Origin of the sequence: Mesorhizobium temperatum (assembly GCF_002284575.1) — a bacterium.
Taxonomy (GTDB): Bacteria; Pseudomonadota; Alphaproteobacteria; order Rhizobiales; family Rhizobiaceae; genus Mesorhizobium; species Mesorhizobium temperatum.
This window is the reverse complement of the sequence record NZ_NPKJ01000060.1, coordinates 300,548-323,298: the sequence shown is the minus strand read 5'-3', so window position 1 is coordinate 323,298 and position 22,751 is coordinate 300,548. Positions and strand designations below refer to the sequence as shown.

The following is a 22,751-nucleotide window of genomic DNA, read 5'->3' as shown; positions in this document are numbered from 1 at the left end:
CCATGCCTGCAAAACTCTCCGTCAATCTCAATGCCATCGCCATGCTGCGCAACCGGCGCGACCTGCCGTGGCCAAGCGTCACCGGGCTCGGACGCATCGCACTTGCCGCGGGCGCGCATGGGCTGACAGTGCATCCGCGGCCCGACGAGCGGCACACCAGGCATTCCGACCTGCCGGAGATCAGGGCGCTGATCGACGACGAATTCCCCCAGGCGGAGTTCAACATCGAGGGCTATCCGAGCGAGGATTTCCTGGCGCTTGTGGAAAAGCACCAGCCGGAGCAGGTGACGCTGGTGCCCGACGACCCTGCCCAGGCCACCTCCGACCATGGCTGGAACTTCGCCGCCGAGGCGGCGTTCCTGACACCGATCGTCAAACGCCTGAAAAAGGAGGGCTTTCGCGTGTCGTTGTTTTCCGACCCGGATCCGGCAGGCATGAAGGCCGCGCGCGACACCGGCGCCGACCGGATCGAGCTCTACACCGGTCCATATGGCAGCTATCATTCCGATTCGGCAAAAGCGGCAAAGGAGCTGGAAAGATTGGGAAAAACCGCGGAGGCCGCGCTTGCCGCCGGACTTCAGGTCAATGCCGGCCACGATCTGGTGGTGAGCAACCTGCCGGCATTGGCAAAGCGCATCCCGGCATTGGCCGAAGTGTCGATCGGACATGGGTTGACAGCCGATGCATTGGAGTATGGCATGGCCGGCACGGTCAAAAGATTTCTGAAGGCCTGTGGGTGGTAGGGATGGAAGCCTCGCTTTGCGGACATGGCAGCCATCACGTTGGGGCACTTGATATTGCATCGCAGCAAGCGTAGAGCACCGCGCGCTTATCGGAGTGTCGTCCATGGCCCTTACCAACAGTGGTAGTGAGGCAGAACCCGTCGAACAATCAAGCCATCCTGAGGTCGAAAAGCACAGCACCAAGGTTTTGATGCTGGGCGCTCTCGGCGTGGTCTATGGCGATATCGGCACCAGCCCGATCTATGCGCTTCGCGAAGCACTGCATGCTTCGTCCGGCACCGATCCGCGTAGTGCCGTTCTGGGCATTCTGTCGCTGATCGTCTGGGCACTGACGATTATCGTGACAATCAAATACGTCGCCTTCGTGCTTCGGGCGGATAACAAGGGTGAAGGCGGTACCCTGTCGCTTATGGCGCTGGCCCGGAAAGCTTATCCGGCTGGTTCCGGCATCATTCTTGCCATTGGTCTCTGCGGAGCCGCACTGTTTTTCGGCGACGCGATCATAACGCCGGCCATCTCGGTGCTTTCAGCGGTGGAAGGCCTGAGCGTCGTGACCCCGGCGTTCGATCCATACGTGGTTCCCATCACGTTGGTGATTCTTGCCGTCTTGTTTGCCGTGCAGCGCTTCGGGACCGGCAGAGTGGCCTCGGTTTTCGGGCCGGTGACGGCGCTCTGGTTTCTGGCGATCGGCATTGCCGGATTGGTGCACATTCTTGACGATGTCTCGGTACTCCTGGCAATCAACCCCTATTATGCAGTCGTCTACCTTGCCGAAGCCAAAGCGGGTGCATTTCTCACCGTCGGCGCGGTTTTTCTGGCGGTTACCGGTGCTGAAGCGCTTTACGTCGATCTCGGGCACTTCGGTCGCCGTCCAATCGTGCTAGCCTGGTTCTGGATCGTCTTCCCGTGCCTGCTGCTCAGCTATTTTGGGCAAGGCGCATTCGTCCTTGCTCATGGGGGAGTGCCCGACAATCCGTTCTTCCAGATGCTGCCGGATTGGGCGCTGATACCGATGGTCGGGCTGGCGACAGCAGCGACTGTCATCGCCAGTCAAGCCGTTATCTCCGGGGCGTTTTCGCTGACCAGGCAAGCGGTGCAGCTCAATCTTCTGCCCAGAATCGAAGTTCAGCATACTTCCGAAATGCAACTCGGCCAAATTTACATGCCGCGCGTGAATCTCATTCTCGCACTCGGCGTGATGCTGCTGGTCGTCGGCTTTGGCAGTTCGAGTTCCCTGGCTTCCGCCTATGGAATTTCGGTGACAGGCGAAATGCTGATGACGACTATTTTGCTATTCGTGGTGATGCGGTGGCAATGGAAATGGCAGACCGCGCTCGCTGCGGCGCTCGCGCTGCTCTTTGGCACGATAGACACCGGCTTCTTCCTGGCAAACATTGTGAAATTCGTGGAAGGTGGATGGGTTTCGATCGCTGTTGCCTGCATCATGGGGCTGATCATGGGGACCTGGATACGCGGGAGTCGCTATCTATTCGACAAGACGCGCCGGAACGAGATTCCGCTCGATTTCCTTGCCGGCAATTTGTTGAAGAAGAAACCGCAGCTTGTATCCGGTACGGCCGTCTTCCTGACCAGCGATCCGGTCAGCGCGCCGACCGCGCTGATGCACAGCCTGAAGCACTACAAGGTGCTGCACGAACAGAACGTCATCCTCTCGGTGGTGACGGCGCAGCAGCCCGTTGTGCCCGACAGTGACCGGGTCAAGATGGAAACGATCAACGATCTCTTCATGCGGGTGACGCTGACCTTCGGCTACATGGAACAGCCCAACATTCCGCGTGCGCTGGCGATCTGCCGCAAGCAGGGCTGGAAGTTCGACATCATGACGACGTCCTTCTTCCTGTCGCGGCGCTCGCTCAAGGCGTCACCCAATTCCGGCATGCCGGTGTGGCAGGACAAGCTGTTCATCGGGCTGGCGCGCACGGCGGCCGATGCGACCGAGTATTTCCAGATCCCGACCGGACGTGTGGTTGAGATCGGAACGCAGGTGGCTATCTAGACCAAAGGCCGTGCCTGTCGAAAGGCACGGCCTTTGTCAGAATCTCTGCGGCCTTCAGCCGGCCAGAGCTGCCTTGTTCGCCTCGAGGAAATGCCTCAACGATTTCGGCTTTTTGCCTGAAAGTGTCTCGATCGCGTCGGTCACCATGCCGATGCGGCCGGAGCGCGTGTTGGTGTCGAAGGAAACGACAATGGGGGCAAAATCCGAGGGAATGCCGGCAGCCTTCAGACCCTCGGTCAAGGCCTCGTCCGAAAGCTGGACGACCTCGATGGGCTTGCCGGTGACGTCGGTCACCAGGGCCGCGATCTCGGCGACCGTGTAGGCCTGCGGGCCCGTCAGCGTGTATGTGGTGCTTTCAGCATCGCCCGAGGCAAGGCCGGCGGCGATCGCCACGGCCATGTCGTCGCGAGCGCCATGGGCGATGCGGCCGTCGGCCGCCGATGTGTACCACTGCCCCGAGGCAATGGCATGCGGCAGCGACATGAACAGGTTCTCCTGATACCAGCCGTTGCGGAAAATCGTGTAGGGGATGCCGCTTGCCTTGATCGCCTGCTCGGTCCCGTAGTGATCGCCCGCAAACAGCACCGGCGATCCCGGCTCAGGATTGGGCATCGAGGTGTAGAGCAGATGCGAAACACCAGCCTTCTTGGCGGCTGCGACTGCATTCTCGTGCTGCTTGAGGCGCTTGCCTCCAAGGTCGATCTCGCCGGTCGAGATGATCAGGACCCTGGCGGCGACCTTGAATGCCTCGACGAGCGACGCCGTGTCATCGAAATCGGCTTGCCTGATGGCAACGCCGCGCGTCGCCAAGTCGGCGAGGTTTTCCGGATTACGGGTGGCGGCGACGATGCGTGCGGGCGGAACCTTGAGCGTGTCCAGCAGATGATGGATGACGCCGCGGCCGAGCTGGCCGGAGGCGCCGGTGACGAGAAGGGTTTCGGTCATGGGAAGTCCTGTCGTTGCGCCGGAGCGGCGGGTGCTTATATGAGTCTCAAAAAGAGACCAGCACTAAAATAGGAATTGACCGACCTCCGTAAAGAAGGCAGTTTTGCGGGAGGTAGGCAGGCGCAGGGAACCAGCGATGGACAGCAAAATCGTCGGTCTGAGATCGAAACTCGAGATTTACAAAGCGGGCAGCGGCGGGGGCAACATTGCCGACTGTCCGGTCCGCGATGTGATCCAAGGCATCAGCAACAAATGGAGTTCGCTGCTGATGATGGCGCTGGCAGAAAAGCCGTACCGGTTCGGCGAATTGCGGCGGCTGGTACCCGACATTTCACAGCGCATGCTCACCCAGACGCTGCACGATTTACAGCGCGACGGTTACGTCCATCGCGAGGTGTTCCCGACCAAGCCGCCGAGCGTCGAATACAGTCTGACCGATCTCGGACGCTCGATGTTCGGACCCCTGCACCAGCTGCTCCAGTGGGCCGAGCTCAATCATGGCGCTGTGCGCGACGCGCGGAACGCTTTCGACGCCACCGAGTCCTAACCATCAATGCCGGAGTGGCAAACGCCAAGCGCGACGGCTTGATTTGGCGATACCGCTGAAGGATTGTCCGGCTTGGGCGAGAAGATTCGGCGGGCAATTGGCATTTTTCTGGACATCGCGATTGCCGGCGCCGGCCCGGCCGGACTGGCCGCGGCACTCTATCTGAAGCGTGCCGGGCACCAGGTCACCATCTTCGAGCGCTTCGACGAGCCAAGCCAGTCGGGTCCGGATTGGCCCTGCAGCCAACCGGGCTGACGGTGCTTGCCGATCTCGGCCTGCTCGACGACATCCTGGCGCTGGGCAGCCGCATCGACCGCCTGCATGGCGCCGATGCGAAAACCGGCCGCACCGTGCTCGACGTCCGCTATGATGCGCAGCGCCGCAGTCGTTTTGGGCTGGCGGTGCACCGGGCGGCCTTGTTCGGCGTGCTCTTCCGCGCCGTCCGGCGCGATGCGATCACCATAGAAACCGGCGTCGAGCTCGAGACGCTGGAAACCGGCGAACGGGCAACGCTGATCTGCGGCAACGGGCGAAGGATAGGGCCGTTCGATCTGGTCGTCGATGCCAGCGGTTCGCGCTCCAAATTGCGGCAGCGCGTGCAGAATCCGGGTGAACCGCGGCCGCTCGCCTATGGCGCGTTCTGGGCGTCGCTCGGCTGGCGCGGCGACGGTTTCGACGAGCACGCCCTGCTGCAGCGCTACGACAGAGCGAGCGTGATGATAGGCGTGCTGCCGATCGGCAGGCCGGAACCCGGCGCCGAGAAAGATGGCGGCATTCTTTTGGAGCCTGAAGCCGGCGGACGCAGAGCAGGTCAGGGCAACAGGCCTCGACGCGTGGAAGGCGAGGGTGGTTCGGCTGTGGCCCGAATGCGAGGCGTTCACGAGCCAGATCAACAATTTCGATCAGCTCTCGCTGGCGCGTTACGGCCATCACACGCTCAAGATGCCGGCCGGAAGGCGATGGGCGGTCATCGGCGATGCGGCGCATTCGACCAGCCCGCAGCTCGGGCAAGGGGCGAACATGGCGCTGCTCGACGCGGCGGCGCTCAACTACGCGCTCATAGGAACGGGCCGTGTCGATACTGCGCTAGAGACCTATGTTCAGGCGCGGCGGTGGCACGTCAGGGTGCTTCAGGCGCTGTCGCTGATGCTGACGCCGTTCGACCGTGATGCCGCTCATTCGCGACTGGCTGGTGGCGTCGGTGGCGAAAATCCCGCCGGCGCCAAACATCCTTGCCTCGATGGTGGCTGGAACCGTGGTCGATCCGTTCAGGCGGATCGGTATCAAGGAAGCGCGGTGGCCGCCTCGTTGCGGCGGGTGAGTTTCGAAAGATGTGAACCCTTCGCTTGCAGGAATGCATGAAGGCGCTGTGGGTAATCCGGGGCGACAGCGTTCTTCACCGACTTGCGTTCGTGCAATCCCTTCCGCCAGGCCTCGACACGCGGCTTTCCGCTCAGGATGCCGAACTCGCCGATCCGATCGAAGGCGTCGAAATAGCGGAAGATTGGTCCATAGACAGCATCGACCAGTGAAAAGCGCTCGCCGGCAAACCATGGCCCAGCTCGGCCAGCCGTCAGTTCTATTTCGAGACGATCGAACATTGCCGACAGACCTTCGCTTTCGGCAAGGAAGGCGACCTCGGTCGGTGCGGAATAGAGTCGACCGATTGCGTTGAGGATGGCCGAGCCGAACTCGATCCAGGCGCGATGCCGTGCGCGGGCCAGCGGGTCGGCAGGGTGGAGTGGGTTGGCCAGCGTTTCCTCAAGGAATTCGAGGATAACCACCGATTCGAAGATCGCGGTTGCCTCGCCATTCTGCTGCACGCGCAGCAGCGGTACCTTGCCGAGCGGCGATATCGCCTTGAACCAGGCCGGCTTGTTGGCGAGATCGATGGCGAGGCGTTCGAACGGCACGTCCTTTTCGGCGAGCGAGATCGCCGCGCGCTGCACATAGGGACAAAGGGGATGGCTGACGAGAGCGAGCTTGTCGGTCATTTCATTCTCCCCAGACATAGTTCAACGCGCCGTCCTCGACGCGGGTGGAGAGGAACATAAGACGGGAGCCCTTGGACGCCGGGCCTTCGATCCGCTCCCCGCTTGTCATGTCGAACGAGGCGCCATGCCACTGGCAGACGAGCTTGCCGTCCTTGCAGTCGAGCGGCCCACCGAAATGCAGGCAGACATTGGCGGCGGCGCGGATGCGCTCGCCGCTGCGGTAGACATGGACTTCGCGGCCGAAGAATGGAGCGATCAGGCTGCCCGTCTCCGGGATGTCGGCGACCTTGCAGATTTCATGTTTCATGGCAGTGCTCCGATATCAATGCAATTGCATCTATATAGATGCAGCTGCATCGACTGTCAATCTTGATGCAATTGCATCTATCGCGTATGCTGCAATCATGACGGAGAAAACCAATCCTTCGCCTGCGGCCATCAAGGCTTGGGCGCGCCTGATGCGCGTTTCGCGCCAGCTGGTGGAAAGAGCTGAAGACGCGTTGAAGGACAGCAGCTTGCCGCCGCTTGCCTGGTACGACGTCCTGCATGAGCTGGCCGAAGCAGGCGAGGGCGGCTTACGGCCATTCCAACTGATCGAGCGCACATTGTTTGCGCAGTACAACATCTCCCGGCTGCTGGCGCGGCTCGAAGCGGACGGGCTGGTCGAGAAGCTCAGGGTTGCCGATGACGGGCGAGGACAGACCATCCGCATCACCGGCAAGGGGCGTGAGACGCGCCGCCGCATGTGGGCCGTCTACGGACGATCGATCGCGGAGCTGGTCGGTGCCAAGCTCTCCAATGATGACCTGGACACCCTGTCGGCTCTACTTGGACGGCTACGCCATCCGGCCATGCCGGAGTGATGTGGCCCTTGGCGCTGAAGATCGGTTGTAGTGACGTCAGGCACTACCCCAGAGGAATGCCAATGTCGCCAGCACGCCAAGCGCGACGCGGACCAGATGCAGATTACCCCATTTGACGATCAATGCCCGGGCCTTTGGATTGACGGCGGCCGCGTCCATCGCCTCCAGCAGTCGGTTTGTCGGCATCATTGCGATCAGCGTCCATGGCCAGGGCAGGATGATCAGCACCGCCCCGAGCAGATAGGCGAGATTGCCGGTCTGCCACCAGGCAACGACACCAAGAACGCAGGCGACGACGGCGATCGACGCCTGCATGGCGGCGCCGCGCTTGTAGGAGGGCTGCCATTCCTGCAGCAGTGCCCTGTCATCGAGGCGAAGCCGCGCCGGCTGCTCGGCGACGCTGACATAGATGGCGGCGCCCGCGAAAGCGGCGGTAACAGTCAATGCAAGCAGGCCGACGAGCATTTTTCTCTCCGCGCCACGCGTTCCGGTGGGGGCCGTTCCGGCCTAGAAACGTCAAAAAGCGGAGATAGGGCTTGCACCGGGTCCGACAATACGCCATAGACATGCCGAACCGTAACGTACGGTACGGAAGCGACTGCCGCCGTCATCGAGCAGGAAAACAGTTGTTGCAGGCAAGCGTCGACATCGACACCAGCGAAGCGTTGACGGAGCGGCAGAAAGCCGTGCTCGACGCCGCACTTCGCCTGCTGGTCGAGGAGGGCGATCAGTTGACCATGACCGCCGTAGCGCGGCGGGCGAGCTGTTCCAAGGAAACGCTCTACAAATGGTTCGGCGATCGCGATGGGCTTTTGACGGCAACGGTGCAATGGCAGGCCTCCAAGGTGCGGGTAGTGCCGGTCGACCGCAAGGGGCTCGACCTTGCTTCGCTGACGGCGAGCCTCGAGCGCTTCGCCTCGGATTGGCTGAAGGTGATTTCGAGCGACACCTCGATCGCGCTCAACCGGGTGGCGGTCGGCCGTGCCGGCCCAATCCGGCGCAAAGACGGAAAGGACGATCTTGGCGCCATCGTGCTGGAGAACGGCCGCTTCGCGCTGGCCAGGCGCCTGAAGCCGGTGCTGGAGGCCGGCCGGCAGGCCGGGCTTCTCGAGTTCTCGGATGCCGAAGCGGCATTCCGCACCTTTTTCGGGCTGGTCGCCCGTGACGTGCAGATTCGCCTGCTGCTCGGCGACCGGCTGGAATTGACTGATGCGGCGATCGGCGGCGATGCCGTCCGGGCGACGCACCAGTTTCTCGCTCTTTATGGAGCAAAAACCGGGCCGCAAGGCCTCTGAATTTAAAACGGGAAGGAAAGAAAAATGCGTGTCTATTACGATCGCGACGCCGATCTCAACCTGATCAAGGGCAAGAAGGTCGCCATCATCGGCTATGGCAGCCAGGGCAGGGCGCACGCGCTCAACCTCAAGGACTCCGGCGTTAAGGATATCGCCATCGGCCTCAAGGCCGGATCGGCGACCGCCCAAAAAGTCGAGGCCGACGGGCTCAAGGTGATGAGCGTGGCGGAGGCCGCCAAATGGGCCGACCTGATGATGATGGCGACGCCGGACGAGCTGCAGGCCGACATCTACAAAACCGAGATCGCACCGAACATCCGCGATGGCGCGGCGATCGCTTTCGCCCACGGCCTCAACGTGCACTTTGGCCTGATCGAGCCGAAGGCCTCGGTCGACGTCGTTATGATCGCGCCAAAGGGGCCTGGCCACACGGTGCGCGGCGAATACCAGAAGGGCGGCGGCGTGCCGTGCCTGGTCGCGGTCAACCAGGATGCTTCGGGCAATGCGCTCGATCTCGCTCTGTCCTATGCCTGCGGCGTCGGCGGCGGCCGTTCGGGCATCATCGAGACCAATTTCCGCGAGGAATGCGAAACCGATCTGTTCGGCGAGCAGGTTGTCCTGTGCGGCGGCCTGGTCGAACTGATCCGTGCTGGCTTCGAGACGCTGGTGGAAGCCGGCTACGCGCCGGAAATGGCCTATTTCGAGTGCCTGCACGAGGTCAAGCTGATCGTCGACCTGATCTATGAGGGCGGCATCGCCAACATGAATTACTCGATCTCGAACACCGCCGAATGGGGCGAATATGTCTCGGGTCCGCGCATCATCACTGCCGACACCAAGGCCGAGATGAAGCGCGTGCTGAAGGATATCCAGACCGGCAAGTTCACCTCGGAATGGATGCAGGAATACCGCGCCGGCATGTCGCGCTTCAAGGGCATCCGCCGCAACAACGACAGCCACCAGATCGAGGAAGTCGGCGCCAAGCTGCGCGCGATGATGCCGTGGATTTCTAAGAACAAGCTGGTCGATAAGGCCAAGAACTGATCGAAATCCACGTTCGTTTGCTTGCGCGTCCTCGGGCTTCGCCCTGCGGGCGCGCGGAGATTTCTAAGAACAAGCTGGTCGATAAGGCCAAGAACTGATCGAAATCCACGTTCGTTTCCTTGCGCGTCCTCGGGCTTCGCCCTGCGGGCGCGCGGAGATTTCGAAGAACAAATTGGTCGACAAGGCCAAGAATTAATTAACAATTTTATCAATGCACGAGAAAAACCGGCGGAGCGCTCCGCCGGTTTTTTTAAATCAAAGACCGTGTGATCTCGCCGGTCTTTGAACAGACGCGGTATGCTCGCCGTCGTGGTATGCATGCGCAGGCATGCGTTGCCGAGGGGGCAGATTTGGAACTCAAACTTCTGTTGGTCGGGTTCGCCTGCGTGGTCGCCGGCATGCTGACCGTTGCTACGCTGTTGAAATGGAGAGAGGTGAGGGCGGTCAGCCGCTGGCTTCCGGCACCCGGAAAGATCCTCTCGTCACGAGCGGAAGCCCGCGAGGTGACCAGTCCGGGATCCGGCTCGCAACGCAGAGGTTCAACCGAGACGCGAAGTTTCCCGGTGATCACCTTCGAGTACAAGGCCGGCGGGAAAATGTTCCGCAGTTCGCGATATAGCGTGCAGGAGAATGTCGGAAATTTTGCCGTTGCCGAAACTCTTGCGCGGTTTCCCAAGGGAGCCGACGTAACCGTTTTCTACGACCCGTCCGATCCGGCCAAGGCCGTGATTGAGCGCACCATGCCCGACGGCGCCCTCAAGTTCATGATCCAGCTTTCGGCGGGGCTGGTGATTGGCGCCACGGTGTTGGTGTTCTCCGTCGGCGGTGTCCTGGAGGCGATCGGGCCGCATTTGCCCAAGCCGCAGAACCTCGGCGCGGGGGCCCTGCTACTTGTCATGGGACTGTTTACCCTGCGCATGGGCTTTGCCCAGAAGTCGCTCGCGGAACAGGCAGCCAGATGGCCTGTCGCCACGGGACACATCGACGCTTCGGGCCTGCAGAAATTCCAGATCCGCGACAGCTTCGAGGGCGGCGGTGGATACCGGCCTTGGCGCACGGTCTTCAAATCCCGCGTCGTCTACAGCTATAGCGTCGCCGGCCAGCGCTATGCCGCCGACCGCGTCGCTTTCGGCTCGAACCTGACGACCTCGCTGCCAGGCCTCGTCAGCGGTCAATCGCAGCGCTACCTCCAGGGCGACAAGGTCGAGGTCCACTACGATCCCGCCAATCCCGCTGCGGCCGTTCTCGACTGTAGGGTGCGGGGACTTTGGCTCCTGTGGGTCTCCGCCTCTGTCTTCCTTGCCGGGGCCGCACTGCTCGTCGGGGTATTCTAGTAGTGAAGTCTGACACTTGGTACCGGTGGACTGCACGAACTTCACCATTGCGGAAATTCGTTTGCGCATAATCGACTCGCGCCCATGACCCTTCTGTGACGTTCTAATTGGGGCCGATGAACGACCAGATCGGGTGGGAAATCGGCCATTGGCTCACCCAATTTAGATGCTGGCAAACCAGTTTCGAAGTCCAGTCCGATAGACTTTTGAAATGGGCGTCAATACAATCCGATGCCCTGCTTTCTATGAAAGCAAATGCAAAATGGCCGAAGAACGCGCCCAACGCCGTCTTGCAGCCATAATGGCTGCCGATGTGGTTGGCTACAGTCGGCTAATGGAACTGGACGAGCAGGGCACCCTGGCCACTTTAAAGGAGCGGCGCAGGGGAATCCTGGAGCCACTCGTCCGCGAGCATCATGGCCGTATCGTAAAGGTGATGGGTGACGGCGTTCTGGTCGAGTTCGCCAGTGCGGTGAACGCCGTGACTTGCGCAGTCGAATTCCAGAAGGGGATGATCGCCGCGAACCAAGGTCGCGCTGACGACCGTCACATTGTCCTACGCATCGGGATTAATCTGGGTGATGTCGTTGTCGAAGGCGGCGACCTTTTCGGTGATGGCGTGATTGTCGCCGTGCGGCTTCAGGCAATAGCCGGGCCGGGAGACATCTGCATCTCTGGCAGCGTCTACGACCAGGTTAAACGCAAGCTCGATTTCAGTTTCGACGAACTTGGCCCGCAAGCGATCAAGAACATCGCCGAGCCGGTGGCCGTTTATCGCATCGATGCATCGAGCATTCCGGAGCATGATGGCCCGGCGGAGAAGGCCCCACTGACATTGCCCGCCAAGCCTTCCATCGCCGTCCTTCCGTTCACAAACATGAGCAACGACCCGGAACAGGAGGCGTTTGTCGATGGCCTGACCGAAGACCTGATCACGGACCTATCGAGAACCAGCGGATTGTTTGTCATCGCCAGCAACTCTGTCTTTGCTTACAAAGGTAGGCATGTGGACGTGCGCCGCATCGCTCGCGAGCTCGGTGTGCGCTATCTCCTGGAGGGTAGCGCCCGGCGGGCTGCGGGACGAGTTCGCATCAACGCCCAATTGATCGACTCAATCGGAGGGGACCACCTGTGGGCCGAACGGTTCGACCGCAGCTTGGAGGATATTTTCGCCGTCCAGGACGAGGTGACGGGCAAGATCGTCGAGGCCTTAGCCGGCCGTTTGACGACCCAACCAGCGCGCAATAGACCTGCTAACCTGGAGGCTTATGATCTCTGTGTACGTGCGCGGGCATTGGGCTTGCAAACGGCACTCGCCGCGAAAGAGGCCATTTTCCTGCTGGAAGCGGCGATCGCACTTGATCCGGAATATGCCGAGGCGCACCGCTGGTTGGCGCTGAACCTTTGGTTGGGCTGGGAGTTCTGGGACGAGCCGATGGATCCCAATCGGGCAAGAGCGTTGGCGGAAGCACAACAGGCCGTGACGCTCGATCCTAACGATGCCGGGAACCACTGGGTATTGGGCATCATCCTCGGACATGAACGTCGCTGGGCGGAATCGGATGCTGAGTTCGATGCTACCGTGAAACTGGATCCCAACTATGCAGACGCATGGGCCATGCGCTCGGATCTGATTACGCTGAAGGGCCAACCGGCCGATGCCCTCGAACACGTGCGTAAGGCGCTCCGGCTCAATCCGCACCCACCTGGTTGGTATTACTGGATGTTGGGGCAGGCCCAATATGCACTTCGCGACTACGAGTCCGCGGTCCAGACACTTCGCAGGCCCGAAACCTATCGCACAACATCGCGCCGCATCCTTGCGGCGAGCCTGGCACAACTCGGGCGTCTTGAGGAGGCGCGCCGGGAGGCACAGATGTTCATGATGAGCAATCCGAATTTCACAATCCGGCATTGGTCCGCCTCGCAACCTTTCCGCGATGAAAGCGTGCGGCGGCATTTTGTGGAGGGCTATCGCATGGCCGGGCTGCCAGAATGAACGGTTGGCGGGGCCGCCTTGACATGGCCAACGGAGACTTGCGGCACCGGATCGCGCGACGCGAGGATCTCGCGGCCATCACCGTGCTTATGGATGCGGCGATCGCCGAACTCCAGAAGCCCTTTCTTGACGACGCCCAGATCCGATCCAGCCGTTCAATTATGGGGCTGGACACGCAGCTTGTCGATGACGGCACCTATTTCGTCGTGGAGCACGATGGCGTCCTGGCAGGTTGCGGGGGCTGGAGCCGGCGCGCGACCATGTACGGTGGGGATCAGTCGCCCGGGCGTAACGCGGCGTTGCTTGACCCCGCCAAGGACGCGGCGCGTGTCAGAGCCATGTATACACATCCGGCCTTTGTCCGACGCGGTGTCGGTCGTCTGATCCTTTCGCTTTGTGAAAATGCAGCCATGACCGAAGGCTTTGCTCGTGTCGAACTGGCAGCAACCATGGCAGGTGAGCCGCTGTATCGAGCCTGCGGCTATCACCCCGCCGGGAAATTCTTCGAGGACCGTGGCGGCGCTCCGGTGCCGATCCTGATGATGAGCAAGACGCTCTGAGCTAGGGCTCAAAGGGCAATCCGCCCGCTGCTGGTAGTTGCTCTCGTCCAGGTCAGGAGGATGTTGGAGCTTCAACAAGCCATCTCGAACTATAACAGTGCTCCAAAGTTCGCCTGAGCTTCCGCTCCCGGTCGAGTCGGACCTTCGTGGCGGTGTTCGCGAGTGTCCGGAGATGGCGCTCATATCTTGTTCTGAAGGGCGAGTCGAACGGTGGCATTCCACCCTGAGCTGCCCTACGCGTCGGGTACCAAGCGTCAGGCTTTCACTTCGTCGACTGCTTAGAGGGCGCCGTTCAGGGGATTTAGCCGTAATGCCAGTGGGGCTTTGGCTCGGTGCCGGTGAACATGATGCCGATGCGGTCCTCGCGGCGCCAGCGGACCACTGCCTTGTAGGCGATGCCGTCGGTCGGCACATAGAGCAGGAATTGGTCGGGCACGCGTGCGTCGATCGGGACCTTCAGTTCGGCGCCGCCGTCATGCATGTTGCGCACCGTGCATGTGACCTCGGAATTGGTAACGCCGGTCAGGATCGTCGCGCCCTTAAAGACGCGCTGCCTGTGCTTTTCTCGGTGTTCGTTCTCGGCCATCACACAATCCCGGCGATCGCCGCTTAGGGAGCGGTACGATCAGCACGTTCTATAAGCCTGCCTGATAAACATAGCGTTAGCTTCGATCGTTGTGCGCGAACTCAGCGGCCCAGAGAAAAGGTCAGAGACAAAAATGGCGCCGCAATGCGCGGCGCCACAGACATTCGTCAGGCGGTGCTACTCAACTATAGGGCGAAATGCACTGCCTGCGCGGGCCGTAATGAGGCTGGAACGTGTTATCCCAGGCGCGATACGACCGGTAGCGATCATAGCACCATTGGACATGGGCGCTTGAAAGCCTTTGCGTGCGGTAATAGCGGCGCGGTGCCGGCGGCACATAGTAGTCGTAGTAGTCGTAGTAGTTGTAGTTGTTGTAATAGTGGTATGCCGGCAACCCTAGGCCCAGGCCGAAAAAGATCGCGGAATCATTGAAATGACGGCGATGATGACGACGGTGGCGCCAGCGCCAGCCGTCGTCGTGATGCCATCTCCGGGCTTCGTGGCGGCCGCGCCATCTGAAGTCGTCGTGACGACCGCGCCATTTGAAGGCGTCGTGACGACCGCGCCATTTGAAGGCATCGCCATGCCGGCGCCAACGCCACTCGTCCAATTGCCTGTCGTTGCCCCCGGCCCAACTCTCGCGGACCGGCACAAACTCAGGCGCAATGGCATTGGCCGGCACCGGCAGGTCCGGTTGGATGATCGGGCCAGCCAGTGACGGAGCCGCCATACCCGCCAAAAGACCCAAGGTTATCACCCCGGATCTGACTGAGGAATACAGGAGCGATTTCATTGCACTCTCCGAAGAAACAGGCCCCACGCCCACCACTCCGAGGAAGAACCCCATAGTAGAATTTTGCGTCTGAACGGAAGATGAACAAAAAGGTTCCGTCAACCATACAGGCGTTAGCGCTATGCCCTTGTTTTCGGACGCGCTTGCGGGCAAAGGTCACCGCCATGTCGCTGCGCCTCGCCACCTTCAATGTCGAAAACCTGATGAACAGGTTCGATTTTTCCGGATACCGCAACCAGCTCAACGAAGATCGCACGCTGGCGCTTTTCGACATCCAGAGCGAGGCCGAGTACAAAATGCTGGAACAGGCGCGGGCGATCGCGCTATCCGACGATACGCGCCAGCTGACGGCACTGGCCATCGCGGCCACCCGCGCCGACATCATATGCATGCAGGAGGTCGACAATATCGAGGCGCTGAAGGCTTTCGAATACGGCTATCTGTTCAAGATGGTCGGACATGGCTACCGCCAGAAATACACCACCGCCGGCAATGATTCGCGCGGCATCGACGTCGCCGTGATGATGCGCAACGAGACCGCGCAGGACCAGCCGATCGAATTCGTGCGCATGACAAGCCACGCCTATGTCACGTTCGAGCAGTTCGGCCTGCACACGCCGGAACTGGCAGCGCTTGGGCATCAGGCCAACCAGCGCATCTTCCGGCGCGACTGCCTGGAAATCGACCTGACCGTCGGTGGCGTGCCGCTGACGCTCTATCTGGTGCACTTCAAGTCGATGGGCTCGCCCCGCAACGGTCTCGACGGGCGCCAGGCGACAATGCCGCTGCGCATCGCCGAGGCGCAAGCGGTGCGCCAGATCATCGAGGAGCGTTTCGGTGGGGATCACGCCGCCGACAAAAGCTGGGTGATCTGCGGCGACATGAACGATTACCGGCAGCGCGTGAAGATCTCCGGCGACGCCTTTGACGGATACCGCTTCGAGGTGATCGATGAGAGCCAGTCCTGCATCAACGTGCTCACCGCCGGCGGCTTTTGCGAGAATGCGGTCGAGCGGCGCCCGGAGATGGACCGTTGGACCTTATACCATACGCGCGGACCGCAAGAGCGGCATCTGTGCCAACTCGACTACATCCTGTTGTCGAAGGCACTGGCAGCCAAGAATGCGACCGCCGTTCCCGACATCATCCGCAACGGCCAGCCCTGGCGCACGATCTTTCCGGCGGGCCAGGAGGTGGACCGCTTTCCGCGCGCCGGCTGGGACCGGCCGAAGGCGTCGGATCATTGTCCGGTGTCGATCACCCTGGACATGGCCTGAGGATCGGTTTCATTGAGCTTCGACCTGCCGCGCAACATCATCCTGCCGGTCGACGCCGTCGACGTCAGGCTCGACCCCGGCCCGCATCCGTTCGAACGCGATAATGCGCAAGCGATCGCCGAGAATTGGCGGCGCGAGACCGTGGCCAACCCGGCGCTGTTCGACGGCACCGTGGTGCTGCTTTCGGCGCTCAGTTATCGCGACAACAGCCTGGTCGGCCGCTGCCATGCGGTGCGCTACTCGACCTTCATGCTTTGGCGCGGCAATCGCCATGTGGCTGGGGCCGAGCACGCCTATGCCCATGCCATGCTGGTTGCCGGCGACAATGCGCTGGTGGCGATCCGCATGGCGCGGCACACGGTCAACGCCGGCCGCGTCTACTTCGCCGCCGGCTCGTTCGAGCCGACCGATTTCCGCGACGGCCTTGTCGATGTCGACTTCAACATGATCCGCGAGGTGCGGGAAGAAACCGGCCTCGACCTTGCCGGCGCGACACGCGGTAGGCGCTACTATGCCCTGTCGACGGCAACCGGCACGGTGATCTTTCGCCGCTATCGCGAGACGGCATCCGCCGACGAGGTCGCGCAGCGCATCAGTGCCTTTGTCGCCGCCGAGGCAGAGCCGGAAATCGACGGGCCTGTCATCATCCGCAATCCCGACGACCTGCCGGACGGGCTGATGCCGCACATGCAGCCACTGATCGAGTGGCATTTTGCCGACAAGGACTAACGCATCGGCCCGAAAATCGGAACCGATTTTCGGAAAGCACGATGCGCAGATTCAAAGTGTTAGAATGTGCCTTGTGCGTCCAAGTGGACGCACGTCGCTCTAACGACGCATTTTGTCTTCGATGGTTTTGCGATCGTTGCGCGCGGCGACGAAGAACAGCATAACGCCGATAGCCAGCAGCGCACCCATCGCCGTTCCCATCGTCTGACCGACAACCTGCTGGAAATCGGCGGTGACATGATCGGGATTGGCCATGCTGGCCAAGTACCACCAAAGGCCCGCCAATGCGGCCTCGATGATCACCGTCACCAAAACCACGCGCTCTTTCTTGCTCATCCCACTATTCCCCCTTATCCCCAGGCGATTGCTATCACCGCGGATTGTTTCGCGACAGAGGGCAGGGTGAGGGCAGCGTCAAAAATTTCGGGGACGTCTGAAGGCGGCGCACGCTCCGCAGCGCTATTCATGCCTCAGTGCGTCGATCGGATCGAGCCGCGCGCCGCGCAGGGCCGGGAAGAAACCGAACACCATGCCGATCAGCGCCGAGAAGCCGACAGCGAGCAGGATCACCGCCGGGCTTGGCGCGAACGGGATGGCCAGCGTCAGCGAGGCGAGGCCGGCCAGCGCTAGGCCGATCAGGATGCCGATGATGCCGCCAAGCAGCGACAGCACGGTCGCCTCGACCAGGAACTGGATGAGGATGTGGTTTTCATGCGCGCCGATGGCCAGCCGGATGCCGATCTCGCGGGTGCGCTCGGTGACCGACACCAGCATGATGTTCATGATGCCGATACCGCCGACGAGCAGACTGACGCCGGCGACCGCACCCAGCATGCCGGTCATCGTCGTGGTGGCGCTGGCCATGGCGTCGGCGATCTGGGTCATGTCGCGGATCGAGAAATCGTTCTCGCGGTCGGGCGTGATGCGGCGCGTGTCGCGCAAAATGTCCTCGACGCGTGGCAGCAGCTCAGTGGTCGGCGTCCTGTCGTCGGCGGCGACGTAGATCGAGTCGATGTCGCGGTTGCCTGCAATGCGCCGCTGATAGGCGGCGAGCGGCATCAGCACGACATTGTCCTGGTCCTGACCGAAGCCGGTATAACCCTTCGGCTCGAGCAAGCCGATGATCCTGCACGAGGTGCGGTTGACGCGGATGATCTCGCCTTCGGGGTCGCCGGCGCCGAAGAATTGCAGGCGCACGGTCTCGCCGATCAGGCAAACGCCGGTGCCCGAGCGGATTTCCGAATCACTGAACGGGCGGCCCGAAACCAGCTTCCAGTCGCGCGCGTCGAGATACGCGCTGTCGGTGCCGGTGACACCCGACGTCAGGCTTTCCGTGCCGAAGATGACGCGGACCTGCTTTTGCGAGGCGGGCGAAATGGCGCGGGCGCCGCTCAGATGGGTGACGAGCGCGGCAAGTTCCTTGCTGCCGAGCGGACGTGTGGCCTGGTCGAGCCCTCCCGGTCCGCCGGGTCCGGCAGGGCGGCCGGGACGAACAACGAGCAAATTGCTGCCGAGCTTGGAGATATCGGCCTTGACCTTTTCGGTGGTGCCCGAGCCGATGGTGAGCATGGCGATGACGGCGGCGACACCGATGACGATGCCGAGCAGCGTCAGGAACGAGCGGAGCACGTTGCGGCGGACCGAAAGCAGCGAGAGGCGGACGGTTTCCCAGATCACGGTTACACCACCTCAAGGTTCATGGCGTCGGAGGCGACGTGGCCGTCGAGGAAGCGAATTGTGCGCTCGGCGTAGCCGGCGACGTCGGCCTCGTGGGTGACCATCGCGATGGTGAGGCCAAGCTCGGTGTTCAGCCGCGTCAGGAGTTCCATGATCTCATGCGTGCGTGCGGTGTCGAGATTGCCGGTCGGCTCGTCGGCGACGAGCAGTGTCGGCCTGGTGACGATGGCGCGTGCGATCGCCACGCGCTGCTGCTGGCCGCCGGAAAGCTCGGCCGGCGTGTGGTGCTCGCGGCCGACAAGGCCGACCTCGGCCAGCGCTTTCATGGCGAGGTCATGACGCTCGCGGGCGGCGACGCCGCGATAGATCAGCGGCAGTTCGACATTCTCCACCGCCGTGGTGCGCGGCAGGAGATTGTAGCCCTGGAAGACGAAGCCGACATAGAGATTGCGCAGCATGGCGCGGCGGTTGCGGTCGAGACGACCGGCGTCGATGCCCATGAAGCTGTAGGTTCCGGCCGTCGGCGTGTCGAGGCAACCGATGATGTTCATCGCCGTCGACTTGCCTGAACCGGACGGGCCCATGATGGCCACGAATTCGCCGTGGCGGATAGCAAGGTCGACGCCAGCCAGCGCATGGACCGTTGCTTCGCCCTGGCCATAGCTTTTCCAGACCTTGTCGAAGGTGATGAGCAGCGAGCCTGACATGATCTCAGCTCCGCTGCTGCGCTGCGGTGATGACTTGCGCACCTTCTGCGAGACCGGAGGTGATCTCGGTCAGTTCGCCGTCGGTGGAGCCGATCTTGACGTTGACCGGCCGGGGCCGGCCATTCTCCAGCACGTAGAGCGTGCGCGAGCCGTCGGTGGGCTGCGCCGTCGCCTGGCGCTGGCGGTTGCCGCCTGGGCGGCCCATACGGCCCGTGAACAGGTCGCTCAGGCTCCACCTGCGGGCGGCTGTTTGCGCCGGCCGGTAACGGAAAGCCGTCGACGGTACGGTGAGCACGCTTTTTGCCTGCCTGGTGACGACCGAAACGGTGGCAGTCATGCCGGGCCGCAACAGAAGCTCGTTATTGTCGACCTCGAACCGCGCGTCGTAGGTGACGACGCCGTCGGTGGTGACCGAAGCGTAGGAAATGTCGCGGATCTCGGCATCGAACGGCCGTTCCGGAAAGGCGTCGACAGTGAAGCGCGCATGCTGGCCGGGCTTGACCGCGCCGATGTCGGCCTCGTCGACCGCTGCCTTCAACTCCATGTTTCTGAGGTCGGCGGCAATGACGAACAGCACCGGCGCCTGCAGCGAGGAGGCAACCGTCTGGCCGGGATCGACCGAGCGCGTCAGCACGATGCCGTCGATGGGCGCATAGATGGTGCTCTTGGCAAAGTCCGTCTGCTGCGCCTTGAGATCGGCATTGGCGATGGCAAGATTGGCCTTGGCGCTGTCGAGCGTTGCCTTGGAGCGGTCGCGCGTCGCTGTCGCCGCTTCAAGCGACTGGTCCGTCGCCATGCCGCGCTTGGTGAGCGCCGCCGCGCGCACAAGCGCCTTTTCGTTTTCGGTGAGGGTTACGGTGGCGGTCTCGACATTGGCGGCCGCCGCCTTGGCGGAAGCCTCGGCGCGCTCGATCTGCACCTCCAGCTTGGCGGTGTCGAGCGCCGCCAGCACATCGCCCTTCTTCACCTGCTGGTTCTCGTTGACCGCGACCGAGCGGACGACGCCGGACAGTTCGCTCGAAATGTCGACCTGGGTGAGGGGCTGCAGCGTGCCGGTGGCCGATACTTCAACCGTGAGGTCGGCGACAGCGGCCGGCGCCGTGGTATAGTCGATCTTGGCTGGAGACCCGGCATACCACTGGTAGCCGGCGAGGCTTGCGGCGATGACGACCAGCACAAGCAGGCCATAAAGCCCGCCGCGACGGCGTGTCTTCTTCAGACCCAGGTGGTCAAGCCCGAGTGCCGTCTCTATGTCGGAAGTGGATTCCGTCTTTGGCAGATTGACAATCTGGTCCACGCCGGACCCCTATAAACAGTGATGACCCCATCAGGGCACAGATCAGGCCTAATGGTTCAAATATCAAATTAAATTTCGCCCATGTTGGGATTGAGGCAAAGGCTTTCTACAATGCTGACCCGGAATTACTTACTTTACGACGTGTTCACCACGGAGCGGCTGGCCGGCAATCCGCTGGCCGTCGTACTTGATAGCAAGGGGCTGGACACGGCCGCGATGCAGGCCACCGCACGCGAGTTCAACCTCTCGGAAACCGTTTTCGTGCTGCCGCCTAGTAATCCCAAGCACCGCGCCCGCATCCGCATCTTCACGCCCGATTATGAGATGCCGTTCGCTGGCCATCCGACTGTCGGTTCCGCGATCGCGCTTGCCGAAATGGCTGGCGATGGCGACACCGCCGGCATCTTCGTCCTGGAGGAGAATATCGGCCCGGTGCGCTGCGCCGTCAGCAAGCACGATGGCGCCACCTTTGCCGAGTTCGACCTAGCCAAACTGCCGGAGCCACTGGAACTTGTCGCTGACCCGGAGGCGATCGGCGCGGCACTTGGGCTGGGGCCACACGAAGTCGGCTTCGAGAATCACCGCGTCTCGTTCTGGTCGGCCGGCGTGCCTTATGTGACCGTTCCCGTCGCCGACCTTGAGGCGGCGGCCCGGATAAGGCTGGACAACCAGGCGTGGTCGGAATTGGCACCCCGCAAGAGCGAATGGGCCTTCGCCAGCCCGTATGTCTACTGCCGCGAGACGGTGAACCACCACAGCGCCTTCCATGTCCGCATGCTCGTGCCGGGCAATCCTTCCTATGAAGATCCAGCGACCGGTTCGGCGGCGGCCGCCTTCGCCGGCGCGATCATGCATTTCGACGGCCCGCGAGACGGGGTCTCGCGATTGTGGATCGAGCAAGGGCTGGAGATGGGCCGGCCTTCGCGCATTCGCCTCGAACTGAATGTCGAAGGCGGCAAACTCGCCGCCGCCCGCATCGGCGGCCATGCGGTCAAGGTGGCGGAAGGCAAGCTGTTTGTCTGACGATGTGCGGCACTTCAGCGATTTGTCGGGAAATGAATCCGGCAGGGCTGGACATGGCGGATGGCGGCGGCTATATGCCCGCCGACGCTGGTTTTACCGGCGAGTGGGTGCGTAGCTCAGTTGGTAGAGCAGCTGACTCTTAATCAGCGGGTCACAGGTTCGATCCCTGTCGCACCCACCAAAGATTTCAAAGACTTAGGTGGGAAAGTTCCCTGGAACAGGGTGAGAACGTGAGACGATAAATGCCGTCTCACGCCCCTGTATCGAGCCGTGTCGCCTCTCATGAGTTTGCGAGCATTTACTTCTCCGACACGCCGGCCTCAGCAAAACTTGCCATGCGGGCATGGCATTCGAGCGCCGAGCGAACGACATTGACGGCAAGGCAGGCGCCGGAGCCTTCGCCGAGCCGCATGCCGAGGTCGAGCAGCGGCGGCAGGCCGAGGGCTTCGAGCAGCCGGCGATGGCCGGATTCGGCAGAGACATGGGCGGCAAGCGTGTGGGCGAGGCCGGCGGGGTGCAATCTTGCCAGCGGTGCGGCGGCGGCGGTGCAGACGAAGCCGTCGAGCAGCACTGGCACGCCGTGATGGCGCGCGGCCAGCGTCGCACCGAAAATGGCGGCGAGTTCGCGCCCGCCAAGGGCCGCTGCGATCTTCAGCGGGTCGGCAAGGGCCTCGGCGTGGCGATTGAGACCGGCCTCGATGGCGGTGATCTTGCGCACCAGGCCGGCATCGTCGACGCCGGTGCCGCGCCCGGTCCATTTTTCCGCGCCGCCGCCGAAAAGGGCGGCTGAAATGGCTGCCGCCGGCGTGGTGTTGCCGATGCCCATTTCGCCGAAACAGACGAGGTCGAGGTCTTTCATCACGGCGCCGTAGCCGGCCGAGACGGCGGCGAGGAACGCCTCGTCGTCCATCGCCGGCTCTTGCGTGAAGTCGCCGGTCGGACGGTCGAGGTCGAGTGGAATGACGTCGAGTTCGGCGCCGGCGATGCGGGCCAGCTGGTTGATCGCGGCACCGCCGCCGGCGAAATTCGCCACCATCTGCACGGTGACCTCTGACGGGAAGGCCGACACGCCCTGCGCGGTAATGCCGTGGTTGCCGGCAAAGACGAAGACTTTGACGCGGTCGAGCTGCGGCATGTCGCGGCCCTGCCAGCGAGCAAGCCAAGCCGCTATGGTTTCCAGCCGGCCGAGGCTGCCTTGCGGCTTGGTCAGCGTGTCCTGACGGCGGGCGACTGCATTTGCCGCGGCGTCGCTGCCGGCAGCCAGGTCGAGGCAGGCCGCGCGCAATTCATCAAGCGATTTGAAAGGCATGGGGGCAAAGTC

At 62.3% G+C, this 22,751-nt stretch carries 23 protein-coding genes, 1 tRNA gene and 1 pseudogene; 14 read left to right on the top strand and 11 right to left on the bottom strand.

Annotation, left to right across the window (positions count from 1 at the left end):
- Positions 1-2 precede the first annotated feature (2 nt).
- Together CIT26_RS23070 and CIT26_RS23065 are read left to right on the top strand one after the other, a co-directional pair.
- Positions 3-743 carry a pyridoxine 5'-phosphate synthase gene (locus CIT26_RS23070; RefSeq protein ID WP_095494684.1) on the top strand — a complete coding sequence of 247 codons (741 nt, stop codon included), beginning with the start codon at positions 3-5 and terminating at the stop codon, positions 741-743.
- A 103-nt stretch (positions 744-846) separates the two neighbouring features.
- On the top strand, positions 847-2,760 hold the full coding sequence (locus tag CIT26_RS23065; protein WP_095494683.1) for a potassium transporter Kup: 1,914 nt from the start codon (positions 847-849) through the stop codon (positions 2,758-2,760).
- Positions 2,761-2,814: 54 nt separating this feature from the next.
- On the opposite strand, the gene CIT26_RS23060 is transcribed toward CIT26_RS23065, so the two are convergent.
- Complete coding sequence (locus CIT26_RS23060; protein WP_095494682.1) at positions 2,815-3,705, bottom strand: SDR family oxidoreductase; 891 nt, start codon at positions 3,703-3,705, stop codon at positions 2,815-2,817.
- Positions 3,706-3,841: 136 nt separating this feature from the next.
- Between CIT26_RS23060 and CIT26_RS23055 the strand changes: the two genes are divergently transcribed.
- Both CIT26_RS23055 and CIT26_RS23050 read left to right on the top strand, forming a co-directional pair.
- Positions 3,842-4,252, top strand: coding sequence for a winged helix-turn-helix transcriptional regulator (locus tag CIT26_RS23055; protein WP_095494681.1), 411 nt, complete (start codon positions 3,842-3,844; stop codon positions 4,250-4,252).
- 96 nt (positions 4,253-4,348) lie between these two features.
- Positions 4,349-5,573, top strand: a pseudogene (locus CIT26_RS23050) (FAD-dependent oxidoreductase).
- Here CIT26_RS23050 and CIT26_RS23045 read toward each other — a convergent pair.
- Positions 5,536-6,246, bottom strand: a complete 711-nt coding sequence (locus tag CIT26_RS23045; protein WP_167391517.1) for a glutathione S-transferase family protein — start codon at positions 6,244-6,246, stop codon at positions 5,536-5,538. The pseudogene CIT26_RS23050 and the gene CIT26_RS23045 sit on opposite strands and share 38 nt — an antisense overlap.
- Before the next feature lies 1 nt (position 6,247).
- Positions 6,248-6,553 carry a Rieske (2Fe-2S) protein gene (locus tag CIT26_RS23040; RefSeq protein WP_095494679.1) on the bottom strand — a complete coding sequence of 102 codons (306 nt, stop codon included), beginning with the start codon at positions 6,551-6,553 and terminating at the stop codon, positions 6,248-6,250.
- A 97-nt stretch (positions 6,554-6,650) separates the two neighbouring features.
- On the opposite strand from CIT26_RS23040, the gene CIT26_RS23035 reads away from it, so the two are divergent.
- Positions 6,651-7,109, top strand: coding sequence for a MarR family winged helix-turn-helix transcriptional regulator (locus CIT26_RS23035; protein WP_095494805.1), 459 nt, complete (start codon positions 6,651-6,653; stop codon positions 7,107-7,109).
- A 36-nt stretch (positions 7,110-7,145) separates the two neighbouring features.
- Here CIT26_RS23035 and CIT26_RS23030 read toward each other — a convergent pair whose 3' ends face one another.
- A complete protein-coding gene (locus CIT26_RS23030; RefSeq protein ID WP_095494678.1) occupies positions 7,146-7,574 on the bottom strand; it encodes an anthrone oxygenase family protein in 429 nt (142 codons plus the stop codon).
- 164 nt (positions 7,575-7,738) lie between these two features.
- On the opposite strand from CIT26_RS23030, the gene CIT26_RS23025 reads away from it, so the two are divergent.
- The 5 genes from CIT26_RS23025 (at position 7,739) to CIT26_RS23005 (ending at position 13,341) form a co-directional block, all read left to right on the top strand.
- Positions 7,739-8,404 (top strand): TetR/AcrR family transcriptional regulator, encoded by a 666-nt coding sequence (locus tag CIT26_RS23025; RefSeq protein WP_425350376.1) that lies wholly within the window; start codon positions 7,739-7,741, stop codon positions 8,402-8,404.
- A gap of 24 nt (positions 8,405-8,428) precedes the next feature.
- The gene (ilvC, locus tag CIT26_RS23020) at positions 8,429-9,448 is read left to right on the top strand and encodes a ketol-acid reductoisomerase (RefSeq protein WP_095494676.1); all 1,020 of its coding nucleotides are present in this window, start codon (positions 8,429-8,431) and stop codon (positions 9,446-9,448) included.
- Positions 9,449-9,798: 350 nt separating this feature from the next.
- Positions 9,799-10,782: a DUF3592 domain-containing protein gene (locus CIT26_RS23015; protein WP_245319526.1), complete on the top strand. Its 984-nt coding sequence runs from the start codon at positions 9,799-9,801 to the stop codon at positions 10,780-10,782.
- Between the two features lie 262 nt (positions 10,783-11,044).
- A complete protein-coding gene (locus CIT26_RS23010; protein WP_095494804.1) occupies positions 11,045-12,781 on the top strand; it encodes an adenylate/guanylate cyclase domain-containing protein in 1,737 nt (578 codons plus the stop codon).
- An 89-nt stretch (positions 12,782-12,870) separates the two neighbouring features.
- Entirely contained in the window at positions 12,871-13,341 is a 471-nt protein-coding gene (locus tag CIT26_RS23005) for a GNAT family N-acetyltransferase (protein WP_245319525.1), read from the top strand.
- A 301-nt stretch (positions 13,342-13,642) separates the two neighbouring features.
- On the opposite strand, the gene CIT26_RS23000 is transcribed toward CIT26_RS23005, so the two are convergent.
- On the bottom strand, positions 13,643-13,927 hold the full coding sequence (locus CIT26_RS23000; protein WP_095494674.1) for a PilZ domain-containing protein: 285 nt from the start codon (positions 13,925-13,927) through the stop codon (positions 13,643-13,645).
- A gap of 181 nt (positions 13,928-14,108) precedes the next feature.
- On the bottom strand, positions 14,109-14,720 hold the full coding sequence (locus CIT26_RS22995) for a BA14K family protein (RefSeq protein ID WP_095494673.1): 612 nt from the start codon (positions 14,718-14,720) through the stop codon (positions 14,109-14,111).
- A 164-nt stretch (positions 14,721-14,884) separates the two neighbouring features.
- Between CIT26_RS22995 and CIT26_RS22990 the strand changes: the two genes are divergently transcribed.
- Positions 14,885-15,997 (top strand): endonuclease/exonuclease/phosphatase family protein, encoded by a 1,113-nt coding sequence (locus CIT26_RS22990; RefSeq protein WP_095494672.1) that lies wholly within the window; start codon positions 14,885-14,887, stop codon positions 15,995-15,997.
- Positions 15,998-16,009: 12 nt separating this feature from the next.
- Complete coding sequence (locus tag CIT26_RS22985) at positions 16,010-16,726, top strand: hypothetical protein (protein ID WP_095494671.1); 717 nt, start codon at positions 16,010-16,012, stop codon at positions 16,724-16,726.
- Positions 16,727-16,825: 99 nt separating this feature from the next.
- Here the strand turns inward: CIT26_RS22985 and CIT26_RS22980 are convergent, their stop codons facing one another.
- The 4 genes from CIT26_RS22980 to CIT26_RS22965 form a co-directional block, all read right to left on the bottom strand.
- Positions 16,826-17,062, bottom strand: a complete 237-nt coding sequence (locus CIT26_RS22980; protein ID WP_095494670.1) for a hypothetical protein — start codon at positions 17,060-17,062, stop codon at positions 16,826-16,828.
- A gap of 123 nt (positions 17,063-17,185) precedes the next feature.
- The gene (locus CIT26_RS22975; protein WP_095494669.1) at positions 17,186-18,403 is read right to left on the bottom strand and encodes an ABC transporter permease; all 1,218 of its coding nucleotides are present in this window, start codon (positions 18,401-18,403) and stop codon (positions 17,186-17,188) included.
- Positions 18,404-18,405: 2 nt separating this feature from the next.
- Entirely contained in the window at positions 18,406-19,110 is a 705-nt protein-coding gene (locus tag CIT26_RS22970; RefSeq protein ID WP_425350371.1) for an ABC transporter ATP-binding protein, read from the bottom strand.
- Between the two features lie 4 nt (positions 19,111-19,114).
- A complete protein-coding gene (locus CIT26_RS22965; protein ID WP_095494668.1) occupies positions 19,115-20,407 on the bottom strand; it encodes an efflux RND transporter periplasmic adaptor subunit in 1,293 nt (430 codons plus the stop codon).
- 111 nt (positions 20,408-20,518) lie between these two features.
- Between CIT26_RS22965 and CIT26_RS22960 the strand changes: the two genes are divergently transcribed.
- Positions 20,519-21,430: a PhzF family phenazine biosynthesis protein gene (locus CIT26_RS22960; protein WP_095494667.1), complete on the top strand. Its 912-nt coding sequence runs from the start codon at positions 20,519-20,521 to the stop codon at positions 21,428-21,430.
- A 105-nt stretch (positions 21,431-21,535) separates the two neighbouring features.
- A tRNA-Lys gene (locus CIT26_RS22955) sits at positions 21,536-21,611 on the top strand.
- A 117-nt stretch (positions 21,612-21,728) separates the two neighbouring features.
- On the opposite strand, the gene cobT is transcribed toward CIT26_RS22955, so the two are convergent.
- On the bottom strand, positions 21,729-22,739 hold the full coding sequence (gene cobT / locus CIT26_RS22950; protein ID WP_095494666.1) for a nicotinate-nucleotide--dimethylbenzimidazole phosphoribosyltransferase: 1,011 nt from the start codon (positions 22,737-22,739) through the stop codon (positions 21,729-21,731).
- Positions 22,740-22,751 lie beyond the last annotated feature (12 nt).

Coding starts and splice junctions, on each gene's coding strand:
- CIT26_RS23070 (WP_095494684.1), top strand. CDS start 3: ATGCCTGCAAAACTCTCCGTCAATCTCAATGCCATCGCCATGCTGCGC.
- CIT26_RS22960 (WP_095494667.1), top strand. CDS start 20,519: ATGCTGACCCGGAATTACTTACTTTACGACGTGTTCACCACGGAGCGG.
- CIT26_RS22970 (WP_425350371.1), bottom strand. CDS start 19,110: ATGTCAGGCTCGCTGCTCATCACCTTCGACAAGGTCTGGAAAAGCTAT.
- ilvC (WP_095494676.1), top strand. CDS start 8,429: ATGCGTGTCTATTACGATCGCGACGCCGATCTCAACCTGATCAAGGGC.
- CIT26_RS22980 (WP_095494670.1), bottom strand. CDS start 17,062: ATGAGCAAGAAAGAGCGCGTGGTTTTGGTGACGGTGATCATCGAGGCC.
- CIT26_RS23045 (WP_167391517.1), bottom strand. CDS start 6,246: ATGACCGACAAGCTCGCTCTCGTCAGCCATCCCCTTTGTCCCTATGTG.
- CIT26_RS23055 (WP_095494681.1), top strand. CDS start 3,842: ATGGACAGCAAAATCGTCGGTCTGAGATCGAAACTCGAGATTTACAAA.
- CIT26_RS23000 (WP_095494674.1), bottom strand. CDS start 13,927: ATGGCCGAGAACGAACACCGAGAAAAGCACAGGCAGCGCGTCTTTAAG.
- CIT26_RS23065 (WP_095494683.1), top strand. CDS start 847: ATGGCCCTTACCAACAGTGGTAGTGAGGCAGAACCCGTCGAACAATCA.
- CIT26_RS23030 (WP_095494678.1), bottom strand. CDS start 7,574: ATGCTCGTCGGCCTGCTTGCATTGACTGTTACCGCCGCTTTCGCGGGC.
- CIT26_RS23040 (WP_095494679.1), bottom strand. CDS start 6,553: ATGAAACATGAAATCTGCAAGGTCGCCGACATCCCGGAGACGGGCAGC.
- CIT26_RS23035 (WP_095494805.1), top strand. CDS start 6,651: ATGACGGAGAAAACCAATCCTTCGCCTGCGGCCATCAAGGCTTGGGCG.
- CIT26_RS23005 (WP_245319525.1), top strand. CDS start 12,871: ATGGATGCGGCGATCGCCGAACTCCAGAAGCCCTTTCTTGACGACGCC.
- CIT26_RS22990 (WP_095494672.1), top strand. CDS start 14,885: ATGTCGCTGCGCCTCGCCACCTTCAATGTCGAAAACCTGATGAACAGG.
- CIT26_RS23010 (WP_095494804.1), top strand. CDS start 11,045: ATGGCCGAAGAACGCGCCCAACGCCGTCTTGCAGCCATAATGGCTGCC.
- CIT26_RS22995 (WP_095494673.1), bottom strand. CDS start 14,720: ATGAAATCGCTCCTGTATTCCTCAGTCAGATCCGGGGTGATAACCTTG.
- cobT (WP_095494666.1), bottom strand. CDS start 22,739: ATGCCTTTCAAATCGCTTGATGAATTGCGCGCGGCCTGCCTCGACCTG.
- CIT26_RS23060 (WP_095494682.1), bottom strand. CDS start 3,705: ATGACCGAAACCCTTCTCGTCACCGGCGCCTCCGGCCAGCTCGGCCGC.